This window comes from Aquiflexum gelatinilyticum (assembly GCF_024813435.1).
Lineage (GTDB): Bacteria > Bacteroidota > Bacteroidia > Cytophagales > Cyclobacteriaceae > Cognataquiflexum > Cognataquiflexum gelatinilyticum.
Genome location: NZ_JANAEZ010000002.1, coordinates 431,716 through 446,278, shown reverse-complemented (window position 1 = coordinate 446,278; position 14,563 = coordinate 431,716). Strand labels below are relative to the sequence as shown.

General features: G+C 40.9%; 15 protein-coding genes. 11 read left to right on the top strand and 4 right to left on the bottom strand.

Annotated elements, in window-relative coordinates; genetic code table 11:
- Positions 1-130 precede the first annotated feature (130 nt).
- The 4 genes from NK987_RS06490 (at position 131) to NK987_RS06475 (ending at position 1,875) form a co-directional block, all read left to right on the top strand.
- Entirely contained in the window at positions 131-403 is a 273-nt protein-coding gene (locus NK987_RS06490; protein ID WP_259263203.1) for a hypothetical protein, read from the top strand.
- Positions 404-579: 176 nt separating this feature from the next.
- Positions 580-954, top strand: coding sequence for a hypothetical protein (locus NK987_RS06485; RefSeq protein WP_259263202.1), 375 nt, complete (start codon positions 580-582; stop codon positions 952-954).
- 256 nt (positions 955-1,210) lie between these two features.
- Positions 1,211-1,462: a DUF6364 family protein gene (locus NK987_RS06480; protein WP_259263201.1), complete on the top strand. Its 252-nt coding sequence runs from the start codon at positions 1,211-1,213 to the stop codon at positions 1,460-1,462.
- Positions 1,459-1,875, top strand: coding sequence for a type II toxin-antitoxin system VapC family toxin (locus NK987_RS06475; RefSeq protein WP_259263200.1), 417 nt, complete (start codon positions 1,459-1,461; stop codon positions 1,873-1,875). Before NK987_RS06480 ends, NK987_RS06475 begins: the two co-directional genes overlap by 4 nt.
- Positions 1,876-1,944: 69 nt before the next feature.
- Here the strand turns inward: NK987_RS06475 and NK987_RS06470 are convergent, their stop codons facing one another.
- Positions 1,945-4,020 (bottom strand): M56 family metallopeptidase, encoded by a 2,076-nt coding sequence (locus NK987_RS06470; protein WP_259263199.1) that lies wholly within the window; start codon positions 4,018-4,020, stop codon positions 1,945-1,947.
- Complete coding sequence (locus NK987_RS06465; RefSeq protein ID WP_259263198.1) at positions 4,020-4,394, bottom strand: BlaI/MecI/CopY family transcriptional regulator; 375 nt, start codon at positions 4,392-4,394, stop codon at positions 4,020-4,022. Before NK987_RS06465 ends, NK987_RS06470 begins: the two co-directional genes overlap by 1 nt.
- A gap of 131 nt (positions 4,395-4,525) precedes the next feature.
- Between NK987_RS06465 and NK987_RS06460 the strand changes: the two genes are divergently transcribed.
- The 6 genes from NK987_RS06460 (at position 4,526) to NK987_RS06435 (ending at position 12,394) form a co-directional block, all read left to right on the top strand.
- Complete coding sequence (locus tag NK987_RS06460) at positions 4,526-5,614, top strand: DUF4249 domain-containing protein (protein WP_258422907.1); 1,089 nt, start codon at positions 4,526-4,528, stop codon at positions 5,612-5,614.
- A gap of 53 nt (positions 5,615-5,667) precedes the next feature.
- Positions 5,668-7,128, top strand: a complete 1,461-nt coding sequence (locus NK987_RS06455) for an IPT/TIG domain-containing protein (RefSeq protein ID WP_259263197.1) — start codon at positions 5,668-5,670, stop codon at positions 7,126-7,128.
- A 243-nt stretch (positions 7,129-7,371) separates the two neighbouring features.
- The gene (locus tag NK987_RS06450) at positions 7,372-8,478 is read left to right on the top strand and encodes an alkene reductase (RefSeq protein ID WP_259263196.1); all 1,107 of its coding nucleotides are present in this window, start codon (positions 7,372-7,374) and stop codon (positions 8,476-8,478) included.
- Positions 8,479-8,525: 47 nt separating this feature from the next.
- The gene (locus tag NK987_RS06445) at positions 8,526-9,311 is read left to right on the top strand and encodes an NRDE family protein (RefSeq protein ID WP_259263195.1); all 786 of its coding nucleotides are present in this window, start codon (positions 8,526-8,528) and stop codon (positions 9,309-9,311) included.
- Positions 9,312-9,415: 104 nt separating this feature from the next.
- Positions 9,416-10,384 (top strand): YpdA family putative bacillithiol disulfide reductase, encoded by a 969-nt coding sequence (locus NK987_RS06440; protein ID WP_259263194.1) that lies wholly within the window; start codon positions 9,416-9,418, stop codon positions 10,382-10,384.
- A gap of 120 nt (positions 10,385-10,504) precedes the next feature.
- A complete protein-coding gene (locus NK987_RS06435; protein WP_259263193.1) occupies positions 10,505-12,394 on the top strand; it encodes an ABC-F family ATP-binding cassette domain-containing protein in 1,890 nt (629 codons plus the stop codon).
- 9 nt (positions 12,395-12,403) lie between these two features.
- Here the strand turns inward: NK987_RS06435 and NK987_RS06430 are convergent, their stop codons facing one another.
- Complete coding sequence (locus NK987_RS06430) at positions 12,404-13,222, bottom strand: NAD(P)-binding domain-containing protein (protein WP_259263192.1); 819 nt, start codon at positions 13,220-13,222, stop codon at positions 12,404-12,406.
- A gap of 69 nt (positions 13,223-13,291) precedes the next feature.
- Between NK987_RS06430 and NK987_RS06425 the strand changes: the two genes are divergently transcribed.
- On the top strand, positions 13,292-13,759 hold the full coding sequence (locus NK987_RS06425; protein WP_259263191.1) for a hypothetical protein: 468 nt from the start codon (positions 13,292-13,294) through the stop codon (positions 13,757-13,759).
- Between the two features lie 35 nt (positions 13,760-13,794).
- On the opposite strand, the gene NK987_RS06420 is transcribed toward NK987_RS06425, so the two are convergent.
- Positions 13,795-14,445 carry a sterol desaturase family protein gene (locus NK987_RS06420; protein ID WP_259263190.1) on the bottom strand — a complete coding sequence of 217 codons (651 nt, stop codon included), beginning with the start codon at positions 14,443-14,445 and terminating at the stop codon, positions 13,795-13,797.
- Between the last annotated feature and the right edge of the window lie 118 nt (positions 14,446-14,563).

Sequence of the window (14,563 nt, the reverse complement as noted above, 5' to 3'; positions counted from 1 at the left end):
GTAAATTGAAAGTTTACTATCTTTAAGAAGTTAGGAGTAAGCTTGAAGATTGCGGCTCCGAATGCCCGCCGTCTCCAAGCTGAATCACGTTACTTCACTAAAAAGTAAAAATCCAATTAAATAAACTGAAATGGAAAAAAAGGACTATTACAAGCTAACGGACAAAGAGCTTTTAGCCGAAAAAAAGAAGCTGAAAAATTCTAAAATTTTCCATGCAGCATCCATCGGTTTTCTTGCAGGAATACTCATTTTCGGATTTGTTGCCTGGAGTTTATCTCCCAAAAAACAGGTGGGATTTCTTATTCCCATGTTAATTCCTATTGTTTTTATTTACAGAATGATTAAAAATCCAAATAAGAACAAGGATTTGGAAGAGGTCTTAAAAAAACGTCACTTGAATTGAAGAATAAAAAATTCATTTTTTTCGGCTTTTCATCAAGATTAGGGCCGACAAGAAATTACTCCAAAAATCGCCAATAGTCATTCGCTCATACCGTTTTCAAACAGCTTTCCCAATTTAATATGATAAGACTGCTATTCATAATTTTCTTATTCAGCTTTAAGCTTACTTCACCGGAATTGACCGGAAATTGGAAAGTAATCTCCTATGAAGATGAAATCGTTTATTACAATAAAAACACGGATTCAATTTCATTTAAAGATGCTTCAAGAAAAGAAAATGCTGAATACTTTATAGAAACAGCTGAGTTTTTGATTTTCCCTATCACTTATAAATTTGACAACAGCGGTAATTTTGATCTCAATCATCAAGCAATGGGCACTATTACAAGCGGAAAATATGAGGTAGATGAAACCAATAAAAAAATAATAATGATAGACCAAGAAGGTAAAAAAGAGGAAGTACCATTTAGCTTTGACAATGGAATATTATTTATTGAGATGGAAATGGAAGTCGGCTTTGTAAAAATCGGTCTAGCAAAAAGCAGTAATTAAACCCCTCCTTTTCTTTCTAATACTTAATGATTGGGTGAAAAGGTATTCGATAAATCCACCTTAAGAAATTCACTATTATTTTTTGAATTTGAAATTTCATCCCAAAAGCAGGGAAATGTTGCCTTGTAAAATTGAAATTATATTTTGAATGTAATCTACCCTTTTTCATTAACCTCAAATCAAAGAGAAAAGAATAAAAAAAATTTGTCTTTGACGTATAGAATAATTAATATTGCACGTCTAACTTATCGTAATTATGGAAACAAAGTTAACATTGCGGCTAAATGAAAAAGTCATAGAACGGGCCAAAGTATATGCTCGGATTCATAATATTAGTTTATCAAAATTGATTGAATCTTACCTGGACAGCATTTCCAATCAAAAAGACAATGCCAAAAAAATTGAAATTACCCCACTTGTTGAAAGTTTGAGTGGAGTTATTAGTTTGCCTTCTGATTTTAACTATAAAAAAGAATACAGAGATTTTTTAAATGAAAAGTATCAATGAAAAAGGTTTTTGTTGATACCAATATATTAATTGACTTACTGTCAAGGAGAGAACCATTTTTTGAAGAAGCCGCGGAATTATTTTCTCTGGCTGACAATAAAATTATTGAATTATCAATATCATCCCTGACTATAGCAAATACCGGTTACACTTTATTGAGACAAATGAACGCTAATCAAACGAAGGCCGTCCTACGAAAACTTAAACTTATAGTAAATATTTTACCTTTAGATGATAAAGTTATCGGATTGGCTTTGAATGACGAATCTTTCACAGATTTTGAAGATGGACTTCAGTATTTTACCGCAATTGAGAATGGACAGGATCTAATCGTAACGAGAAATCTGAAAGATTTTAAAAATTCAAATTTGCCTATAATGACTGCCAAACAATTCATTGAATCTCTACTTTAGTTTTTGATTCTAACAGTTAAGTTAAAGTACTGACATAATGTTTATAACTTAAACCACAAAAAAAGAGGACTAATTGTCCTCTTTTTTGGTTGATTCCTGAATTGATTTTTGGATCTCCTGCATTTTCTCCTGATGTTCCTTTTGCCATTGCTCCATTTTTTTCTGAAACTCCTCCAGCTTTACCTTATTCTCTTTTTCCCAGATTTCCATCTTCTTTTGGAATTCATCCATTTTAGGCTGGTTTTCTTTCTCCCAAGCCTTCATTTTTTGTTCGTACTCTTCCATTTTTGGAGCGTTGGCCTTTTCCCATTCGGCCATTTTTTTCTCAAATTCCTCTATTTTAGGTCGGTTGGCTTCCTCCCATTCTTTCATTTTCGCTTCAAATTCTTTGGCTTTTGGTTCAAATTCCTTTTCCCATGCTTCAGCCTTTTGCTGCCATTGAGCTATTCGGTCTTTGTTTTGTTCCTGCCACTTTTCCAATGCTTCTGCCCTTTTTTTATCTGCCTCTGCCCATTTGACTTCCATCTCTGCCTTTTTCTTTTGGATTTCGGCTTTGGACATATTGGTCGTGTCGAAGTTGTATTGGTAGTTATATTTAAACTTAAAACTCTTAGTAGAATCACCGGGGAAATACATGGCCATAGGCGCAGCCATAAACAAAGCGGAATCAGGGAAATCAAAAATCGGCGCCAAGGGTATTTCCATTACAGGAATATCACCCATATCAAATTCGGGAATTCCCGCCATATCAAAATCCAAAGGTGGGAAAGGAGCCATTGAAAATTCGATCGGGGGAATCGGTGCTGATTCGAAATCGAAAGGTGCTATCGAAAAGGCTTTAAAATAGGATCCTAAATCACCCAACCCTTCAAAGACTGGTTTCATATCCTTAAATACTACACCCAGATCCTTGAGCTTTTCCATTTCCTTTTGGAACTTCTCTTTTTGCTCCGGTGTCATTTTCTCCCAATCCATTTCCATGATGACAGGACCTTTTGGAGGAACGGTGTCTTTCTGGGGATAAGCAAATTGGCCTGTCCAATTGCCTTCTATCGTATTAATATTGATTTCGGTGGCCATCAAATCCTCAAAGGACTCAGTGGTAGGTTTGTCGCTTGCGCCTACCATCAGGGTAGCGCCAAGCAAAAGTGTGATCATCATGGTCATGCTGGTTATAGTAGTTGGTTGTGAAGAGGAGGTTTTGACTCCCATTATTCTTTTGATTCGGTTTAGTGTGGGGTTATCGCTTTTGGCAGCAGCCATGGCGATTTCCGGGGTCGGATTTTTGGCGTAGTTCAGCACATTCGCTAGTCCAAAAGCAAGGTCTTTTGGAGAAATCCCCATGCTGATCGCCAGGTCGTCACAGGCATTCTCCCGTTGTTCTTTTGCGGTTTTGTTGATCCACCAGAATATGGGATGGAAAAAGAACAACACTTCCAAGACTGATTGAATCAGATTCACGAGGTAATCGTGGCGCTTGATATGGGAGAGTTCATGGGCGATGATGGCCTCGAGCTGCAGGGGCGAAAGCTGGAAAAAAAGTGCTGCTGGAATAAGAATCACAGGTTTCCACACGCCATAAGTCATCGGCATGTCCACATGGATGCTTTTGAGAAGCTGTACAGGCTTGGAGATTTTAAGCGATTGGAGTTGCCTTTCCAATACTTCCTCCCAATGAGATTCTACGGTCTCATGCCGTTTTTGCCGGAGATTGCGGATGTCGGCAAGCGAGGTCGCCAACCTTACCAAAAACAGCATGGCCCCCAAAAACCAAACCTGCACCAAGGTTGGAAGCCAATTTTCTATCCTTTTGGATACGATCATCCAATCCGAAGGGGCATCGATCAGGTGATCGGAGGAAGTTTGTTGCCATTGAGCCGCATCTTCAGGATTTGCCAATGCATGAGATGGAATCGTGCCGGACTCCGGAATAGCATAAATAAAGGTTGCCAAAGCCAATACAGTAATCAATATAAGAGCTGAAATGCTCAGCCTGTATTTGAAAGCAGCGGACTTTTTGCCAAAAAACCTGAGGGAAAGCCAAAGTATCAGACCCACGCTTGCGATCTGCCACAGGGCATGGACGATCATCCAACCGAGTGCGAGCAAATAGGGTTCAGCGATAAAAGTGGATAAAGTTTCCATTATTGTTCATTTTCCAATTGGTCCAAGAAAGCGCGGATTTCATCTAATTCCTCCTTGGAGGGATTGCCCTGTCCGAGAGCCTGCATCACCAGGTTTTTGGCAGAGCCGCCAAATGCTGTGGCCATAAAATTGGTCACCAGGTTTTTTTGAGTGACGGTCTCGTCTACCGCCGGAAAGTAAATGTGGGTACGGTTCTGCTCATCCCTGCGGAGGAGTCCTTTGGCATGCATGATCTGCATGGTCTTGAGGGTAGTGGTGTAGCCGGTGTCTTTGGTTTCGGCAAGTTTCTCGTGGATTTCCCTTACAGTAGCCTGCTTCATGGGCCATAGTATGGCCAAAATTTCAAGTTCGGATTCAGTCGGTTTAGCTTGCATATCGGTCTATACGATTACTTTCGTACAAAGTTATACGAAGAGAATCGTAATGCAAATATTTATACGATTTTTTTCGTATAAATCGAAAAACCTTCTAAATCATTATATTGCATCTAAAGTTTTAATGAGAAATGGGAAAATTTTATTCCATCATAATTGTTTTATTGCTTTTTTCATCCTGCATTGAACCATACAATGCTGAAGTGGATGTGCCTGACCGGGGTTTGACAGTAGAAGCTGTAATCACTACACTTCCGGGGCCACAAGAAGTCAAACTCACCAGAAATGCACCTTACGGTTTGTCATTTGTGGGTATCAACAGACCTGAAATATTGGCCAAAGTAGCGCTAAGGGACGATCTAGGTAGGACTTTTGTATTCACTGAATCGCAAGATCCAAACCGGCCGGGGGTCTACTTTTCTGATCCCGACTTCAGTGCAGAAGTGGGCAGGACGTATAACCTTGAGTTGGAACTTTTTTCCGGCAAAAGATATATCTCCAGACCAGAAACTGTTGCAGAAGTACCGAAGGTGGATTCTCTCACTTATAAGGCAGTGAGAACAGCTACGACCAATAAGTACATCGGGGAAGTTGGCGTTCAGGTCACGGCACATTTTCAAGACCCCGAGGGCATTGAAAATTATTACCATTGGCGACCACTGAAATCCACCTTTGTATTTATCACAGAACCGGATGCAGAAGGAACAAACAATGCCCCGATAAGCTGCTGTGCCAGGTGCTTCCATACCGACATTCCCCAGCCTGCCAATGTCATCACCTATGACGACAAGGATGTGGACGGTCTTTATCAGCGGAAAGTTGTAGCGTATGTGGTAGATGATGGTGTAAGGTTCAAGGAAACGTACAGGTTAGACTTTTTACACCTCAGCGTAAGCCAAAGGGCCCACTCATTTCTTAGGCTGACCAATCAGCAACTCAGCCTGACAGGAAGTGTTTTTGATCCTCCCCCAGCCAATATCAGGGGAAATATGATCAGTTTGGATGATCCCGAAGAGCAGGTATTGGGTTATTTTTTAGCAGCTGATGCGCAGTTCATGAGGGTATATATTCACAAAGACCGGCTGGAATTTGTAAAAACCCCTTTTTCTAAGATTTATCTTGATTGCAGGCAATACTTACGTGCCATGGATGGTTTGGGTAGAAATCCCATCATTCCGCCTTTGCTACCTGTCGATCCGCCGGATGATTGGAATCCTTGATCCGAAAAACAAACCCTAAAAAATTGCCTCTCTTGTCATTAAAAAAATTCCACTTGAAACATTTTTATCCATTTATCTTTCTGCTTTATTGCTTCTCTTTTTTCTCCTGTGAAGAAGAAGCAGAGGGTGGGTTTACTTTATTGACCGAGGAAATTGTAAATGTCAATGGAACGCGGGCGATTATTTTGGGCAGGATTTTAGCTTTTCAAAATGTCGCCATCCAAGAACATGGGTTCCAGTTTGCATTGACTGCTGATTTTTCAGATGCTATAGATGTAAAACTGGGAGAAAGGTCCCGTCCTGGCAACTTTGTGGGAGAAACTGAATTACTCTTATTGGGAAGGGAATATTTTGTGCGGGGATTTGCCCAGACGGAATCAGGTCTGATTTATGGGAATGTACTTTCATTTTTTACCTTGGAGCCAACAGTAGAGAAGTTTTTTCCGGCAACTCAATTTGCAGGAGAAATCATCACAGTTTTAGGTAGGGGATTTGAGAGTACTTCTGAGGTATTTTTTGGCGATGCAAAAGGTCAAGTCATTGATGTGGCTTTTGGTTCACAAATCAGGGTGAGGGTACCGCCGAGACAGGCCTCCATATCCGTCCCTGTCAAGGTGGTTACCGGTGCCAAAGTAGCTTTTGCCGAAAGACCATTTAAATACCCAACCGGAACCTATGAACTGCTCGATATCCGCATTGACCAGATCAGGTTTAGAAATAATGTTTATTTTAAGCAAGGCAGCAGATTTTTTGTGGGTTTGGGAGTAGATTTTAGAAGTAATTTCATCCCGGAAATCTATTCTTTCACACCAGGGGATAATGAATGGAAGCCAACCGGATATCCTGGTGAACCAAAAAGAAAAGCAATCTATTCGCATACTGGTTTTTTTGGCGGCGGATACAAAGGTTTTGGGACATCAGCACCCTATTCGGAGGATTTTTGGAAATATGAAAACGGAGAATATCAGTCCATTGCTTCTCCTAATTTTAGATTTGCGGATGGACTAGGGTCTGAGGTCAGCGGAAAATTCTTGGCTATGGGTGGCCTTTTAGAAGTAGGGTCATTGGTCAGAGAATTCAATCCACTCCTAGGAAATTGGAATAACCTACCCAATCTTCCCTATGATGTCACAGGGGACATGCTGAATTTCACCTACCAAAACAAATTGTACATCATTGACAAGGATAAGATTTTGTGGGAACATGACCCAAGTACCGCCTCCGCAGTGGCCAAAACTGTATATCCTTCTCCTTTTATCAAAACCGTTTCGGATTTTGGAGGATTGGCAATAGTGAAAGGAGACAAGGCATACATCGGTATGTACAACAGTGTAAGAGAATTTTGGGAGCTTGACTTGAAGACATTTGAATGGGCGGCAAAAAATCCTTTCCCCGGAGAAATAAAGGCCGAGAACACCGCGATTTTTGAACATGAAGGACAGCTTTACTTTTTGCGGTCACTGCAGTTTGCAGACTATACTGAGTTTTGGAGATTTGATCCGGATGCATTCTAAGACACCTGAATTTTTGGGGTAAAAACTGTTGAAACTTTCCAAAATCATTGTGGCAAATGACAAGCGGATTATGATATTTTTTTAAAAAATAGGGATTGAACACACTCTCTTTTCATAATTTTTCAAAATCCTGCAGGAAAACGGATGAAGACTCTACTTTTTAATATTCCCCGAATGACTGAACCATACCAGGATTAAATTAGTTGTATATACATTGAATTAAACCAACAAAAATAAAATACGATGAGTATACAACCACTTTTAGAAAAATTACAATTGGGCGATCTGGAGTTGAAAAACAGGATCGTCATGGCGCCGATGACCAGAAACAGGGCAGACAATCCGGGAAATATCCCAACGGAAATTCAGGCCACATACTATTCACAGAGAGCCTCTGCAGGATTATTGATTACAGAAGGATCACAGGTATCCAAAATCGCTGTTGGGTATATCAATACTCCGGGGATTTATTCACAAGAACAAGTAGAAGGTTGGAAAAAAACCACAGAAGCAGTGCACGAAAAAGGCGGCGTAATTTTTATCCAATTGTGGCATGTAGGCAGGATGTCACATCCTGATTTTCATAATGGCAATCTTCCATTGTCAGCTTCTGCCATCAATCCACATTCAAAATCCTATACTCCTGAAGGATTCAAAGAAACTGTGACTCCAAAAGCAATGACTTTGGAAGAAATCAAGCAAACAGTTCTTGATTTCAAAAATGCCGCAAAAAATGCCATGGATGCAGGTTTTGACGGGGTGGAGATCCACTCTTCAAATGGGTACCTTTTTCACCAATTTTTCAACGGTACTTCCAATGTGAGAACCGACCAATACGGTGGCACCATCGAAAACAAAGCAAGAATCCTGTTTGAGGTGATCGATGCAATCAAAGAAGTGATGCCGGAAAACAGGATCGGACTCAGATTGAATCCTTCCCTGAATGGGGTTTTTGGTATGACGATGGATGAGGAGACTATCCCGACTTTCGATTACATCATCAACAAACTCAACGAATACGATTTGGCTTACATGCATTTATCAGAGCCGTTTACAGACGTGTCTTCCATTCCTTATGCTGAAAAAGAAATCGCAAAAAGATACAGGCCGATCTATAAAGGAACGATCATCATCAATTCCGCTTTTGACCAAGCAAAAGGCAATCAGGTGATAAAGGATGGCTTTGCGGATGCAGTAGCTTTTGGCAAGCCATTTATTTCAAATCCCGATTTGGTGGAAAGGTTCGAAAATCATGACCCTTTGGCTGAATATGACACCGCTACTTTCTATACTCCGGGAGAAAAAGGGTATACCGATTATCCTTCTTATCAGGAACAGGAGCATGTTTAATTCACAAAAAGGCCGAAATATTTCGGCCTTTTTGTTACTTTGCGCGCATGTGTTTAATAGCTTTCAATTGGAACAACCACCCCGACTATAAATTCATCTTGGTAGCTAACAGGGATGAGTTTTTTGAGCGGCCTACGGCCTCTATTCATCTTTGGGAGCAGGGATTCTACGCCGGAAAAGACCTCAAAGCCGGCGGGACATGGTTGGGATTAAATCCAAACGGCCGTTTTGCTACTTTGACCAATTACCGTGATCTCAAAAATGTCAAACAAAACGCAAAATCCCGTGGCGATCTGGTCAAGAATTTTTTGGAAGGAAATTCAAGTCCTTTGGAATACCTGCTTGAAATAGCAAAGGAAAAAGACCAATATGAAGGTTTCAATCTTTTGGTCGGAGAATGTGATGATTTGTTTTATCTGTCAAATAAAAAAGAAGGAATTTACCGTTTGGAAAATGGACTTTATGGTTTGAGCAATGCGCTGTTGGAAACACCTTGGGCAAAACTCGTGAAAGCCAAAGAAAAATTGCACGCCAAGATTGACCATAACGAAATAGACTTAGATGGTTTGAGGGAGGTTTTGCTGTCAAGGGAAATGGAACCGGACAGGTTTCTGCCTGCTACCGGGGCGACTTTGGAGCAGGAGCGCTTGCTTTCTTCGCAGTTTATCAATGTGGGCAATTACTATGGCACGATAAATACCACGGTATTGCTTTGGAAGCACTCCGGAGAAGTGGAGATCAAGGAAGTGCGCTATTTTCAGGCAGAAAACCGCATCGAAGAGAATCAGGTGAGCTTTTTAATGGAAGGTGTCCGCGAACAGAAAATAGGATAAGCTTGTTATCCCTTGGGTGGGTATCCCCCAAAATTTTGTAACTTACCATCATCCGGCTTGTGGGATTAAAAGCCTTTGTTTCGGATTAATCAATTCTCTTTGCGATGGAAATATTGGATGTGTTTATTGTCGGTGGTGGACCGATAGGATTGGCTTGTGGGATTGAATGTGAAAAAGCCAACCTCAACTATATCATTGTCGAAAAAGGAGTTTTGACCAATTCCCTCTTCAATTATCCACTCAACATGACATTTTTTTCGACTTCCGAGAAACTCGAAATGGGCGGTATTCCATTTATGTCCATCGCCCACAAACCTACGAGGACAGAAGCATTGGAGTATTACCGCAGGGTAGCCAAAACCTGGAAACTGAAAATCAACCTGTACGAGGAAGTCAAAACCGTTACTAAAAAAGAGGATGTTTTTGAAATCACTACCTCCAAGGCAAAATACCATACCAAAAACATCATCTTGTCAACAGGATTTTATGACCTCCCAAATCTGATGAAAGTACCCGGAGAGGACCTACCGAAAGTGACCCATTATTACAAAGAACCTTGGCCCTACATCGGTCAGAAAATTGTGGTGGTTGGTGGAGCAAATTCCGCTGTAGATGTGGCACTTGAAACCTGGAGAAAAGGCGCTGAAGTCACGATGGTGCTGAAGGACGAAGGCATCGATTCCAATGTCAAATATTGGGTCAAGCCTGATATCGAAAACCGCATTAAAGAAGGTTCGATCAAGGCTTTTGCCCATTCGACAGTCAAAGAAATCCGGGAAAAGGAAGTGCTACTCAATACCCCTGAAGGAGAAGTTACAGTTGAAAACGATTTTGTCTTGGCGATGACAGGTTACCGGCCAAATTTCGCTTTGTTGGACCAATTGGGCGTGGAGCTCAGCTTGGATGAAAAACGCCAACCTTGCTATGATCAAACCAATCAGGAATCAAATGTACATGGGGTTTACCTCGCAGGCGTAGTTTGTGGTGGACTCAACACGAGAGAATTCTTTATCGAAAACTCCATCGTCCATGCCGAGCAAATTGTAAAGGATATTGTGGGGAAGAAAAAATAATGAAGGATTAATAATGATGAATGAATCGTCGAAAATTGAATATTTAGACCTGAGACGGCCTCTTAACCTTAATTCCTTTTAACCTACCAAATTAAAACCTTTTCCTTCTATCTTTGCGGCATGAATTACCTTTCAGTAGAAAATCTCAGCAAGTCATTTGGCGAGCGCAAACTTTTTCAAAACATTTCCTTCGGCATAGACCAAGGCCAAAAAATCGCCCTAGTGGGCATCAACGGGGCAGGAAAGTCCACTTTGATGAAAATCATCATGGGTCAGGAAGTTGCCGACACCGGCAATGTAGCCATCAACCAACAGGTCAAAGTGGCCTATGTGCATCAGAATCCTGTCTTTTCGGGAAATATGAGTGTCTTTCAAACCATTTTTGATGGAAGCACAAACGAAACACTCCAAGTGATTGAGCAATACCACAAAGCCATGTTGGATGCCGAGCACGGCAAAGACAACGGCGATGAGATGCAGAAGATTTTTGAAAAAATGGATACCCTGCAGGCTTGGGATTTTGAATACCAGATAAATGAAGTTCTTGGTAAACTTGGTCTCCACGACACAGAAATGGCAGTCAGCAATCTGAGTGGCGGTCAGCGAAAGCGTGTTGCCTTGGCAAAAGCAATTTTGGAAAAACCAGACCTCTTGCTGCTGGATGAACCTACCAACCACCTTGATCTGGAGACGATTGAGTGGCTGGAAGATTACCTTTCCAAAGCCAACCTTGCGCTGTTTATGGTGACGCACGATAGGTATTTTCTCGAAAAAGTTACCAATCAGATCCTTGAACTTGACAATGGCAGCATTCACAGGTACATGGGGAATTATGGTTATTTTCTCGAAAAGAAAGAAGAGAGAAGAGAGATAGAAGCCACCGAACAGGAAAAAGCCAAAAGCCTTTACAAAAAAGAACTGGATTGGATCAGAAGACAGCCTAAAGCGCGGAGTACCAAAGCCAAATACAGGGTAGATGCCTTTGAGGAGACAAAGGAAAAAGCCTTTATGAAAAAGGAAGAACGCGAGATCGAACTCAAAGTCACTTCTCAAAGGTTAGGCAACAAAATCATCGAAATAGAAAAGCTGAACAAATCATTTGAGGACAAAAAGATCCTCCGGGACTTCAGTTATACCTTCAAGAAAGGGGATAAAATCGGCATCGTCGGACCCAACGGTGCCGGAAAGACCACTTTCTTGAATATGATCACAGGCATGCTTCCGCCTGACAGCGGAAAAATCAGCATCGGTCAGACCACTGCAATCGGCTATTACAGGCAGGAAGAAGACAGCTTTGACGAAGAGAAGAGATTATTGGATATCGTGAAAGAAGTCGCAGAAGTGGTGACTGTGGCTGGTGGAGCAACTATTTCTGTTTCCCAGTTTCTGACCAAATTCGGTTTCCCTCCCAAACAGCAACATACCCCGATTGCAAAGTTGAGTGGTGGAGAACGGAGGAGATTGCAGCTGCTTATGATATTGATTAAAAGTCCCAACTTCCTGATTCTCGATGAACCGACCAATGACCTGGACATTGTAACGCTGAATACTTTGGAGGAGTTTTTAGACAACTTTCCGGGTTGCCTGATCATCGTATCCCACGACAGGTATTTTATGGACAGGTTGGTGGAGCACTTGTTTGTTTTTGAAGGAGAAGGAATTATCAAAGATTTTCCAGGCAACTATTCTGAATTCAGAGAGTGGGAAAAAGAAGAAAAATCTGCAAAAAAGGAGGAGAAAACAATGTCAGCTCCAAAAGCTGAAAAAACCAACATCGATCCGGGAAAATCTAAGGCAAGCTTCAAGGAGAAAAAAGAATACGAAGAAATCAATGCCAAAATCCAAACTCTGACCAATGAAAAAGACGGATTGGTGTCCAAAATCAATACCGGTTCAGAAGACCATCAGCTGATGATCGATTGGGCCAAACAAATCCAAAAAATAGAAAAAGAGCTGGAGGATCTCGAAATGAGGTGGCTTGAACTGAGCGAATTGGAAGGGATCGATTGATCCCTTTTTTTATGGCTTATACCAAAAATCCAAAGGGTCCGGCATCTGAAACTGAAAACCGGTAGCCAAGATTTTATCAGAGGAAATTTCTTTCCACATCGCTTCCCCATCTTCGGCGTAGCTTATTGGTGGAGCAAAGCCTAGTTCCTGCGAATTCTTTTCATAAACATCTTTTCTCAAGGGATGCATTGGTGCCACACCATTGAAGGTCTCATTCCAAAGGTTTTTTTCTATAATCCAAGAAGACAGTCTGACTGCATCTACCTGATGGATATAATTGACAGGGCTGTTTCCTGTCACGTTTGACTTTCCGGAAAAATACCTTCCCGGAATCCTGTCCACTCCCAACAATCCGCCAAACCTGAGTATAGTCAGCTCATAGCTTTTTTCGGATTGGAGAATTTGTTCGGCCCTCAAAATACCTTGGCTCCCTGTATTTTCAAAAGTCAATGGAAAGGATTCATCCACTTTCTGATTCCAATCCGGATAAACTGAGGTGGAGCTGACAAAAATGATTTTCTTTACTTTGGACTGTACAGCCAATTCCTTTACAAATTTGATCTGCTCTGCATAAAAACCTTCAGGAACAGATTTTGACCTTGGGGGGATATTGACAAAAAGCACATTAGTTTCAAAAAGAGACCTAAATCCTATACCTTCAGGATGGGGATTAAATTTCAACAAAGCGGTTTCTATCCCTTTGGATTGCAATCCGGATAACTTATCGGGAGAGGTCGTACTCCCTTTGACCAAGTGCCCTTTTTCCAAAAGATGCCATGCCAAAGGCTCTCCCAACCAACCCAATCCGATGATAGATATTGAACTCATAAAAAACTGTGGTAAAATTTTCAAATATTTGGTAATTTGACTGTCTGACAAAGATAAAGGTAATCCAAAATGAAAATCAGGTTGCAGCTTCTTTTTAAAAACCTCCTATTCAAACCTAACTTTTGGGTTATAGGAATAGTGACTGCCTTTACTTTCTCTGCCTGCAATTTCTCCAATACAAAAAACCGCATACAGGGAAATTGGTATGGCTTTGAGGAGGATTCTACTTATTATGAACTTTATGTCAATGACTCCCTGATCGTCCTGCACCACCACGAAATCGGTCCGATTGGGTATGATTATCGTGTCGAAGAAAATCTGCTGGTAGTGAGCAATGAGGCAGGAATTGAAAGAATCTGGCGAATTACAGAAGATACCGATGATTCCTTTACCCTAACAGACAGCCTTGAGTCTATACGTTACAACAGGATGGAAATTCCAAAGGATTTTTTTCTCAGCATCAGGGACTCATTATCCTACAGCGAATTCAAAAAAGAATTTCTGAAGCGTTTCTCCAAGAGAAATAAATCCAAATAAAAATCCCTCTTTCAATCAGAAAGAGGGATTCTAAATTACTTTTCCTTTTTGGGCATGGTCCCCAAGATATAATCCCATAGTGGGGAACTAACCCCAAAAGCCACATCCGGATCTTTGTAATGGTGCACGGCATGATTTACCCAAAGGATTTTCAAGAAATTCTTTGGGGGCTGGTATGCATGTACAATGTAGTGAACCCCTAAGTAAGAAGAATAGCCAATCAGGAAGCCGGGCAAGAAGAATAAGGCATAATCCCCCATGATCAAAGTGAAAACAGCATAGAAAACCAAAACATAGGCAGCACTTACAAATGGAGGCATCGCCAATCTGTCTTTGTCTCTGGGATAATCATGGTGAACACCATGCACACTGTATTGAAGCTTGTCTTTGATGGGGGTATCAGGTTCCATATGGAAAAAATGCTTATGCATCATATACTCCACAAAAGTAAATACGAAAATTCCTGCAAGTACAACCAAAATCCCTACCCCGATACTGATATTGGTATTGGTAATCGCAAAATAGAAGCAAACCAAAGAAACCAAAAAGAAAAGGACAATTGGAACTGAAATATGCGTTCTTGAAAGCCTTTCCAGAATAGGGTTCTGAAACATATGGGCAGAACCTGTATTGTCAGGTCTTTCCAATCTTCCGATTTTTTTCAATGTACTTGTACTTGTTGGCATAGTTTAAACATTTGAGTTACTGAATAATATCACTTTGCAATCTCTGGTGATAAAGCATTGTGGAACTCATCCTTATTAGGTTCACAAATTTACATTTAAAACATAATATTTTTTATTC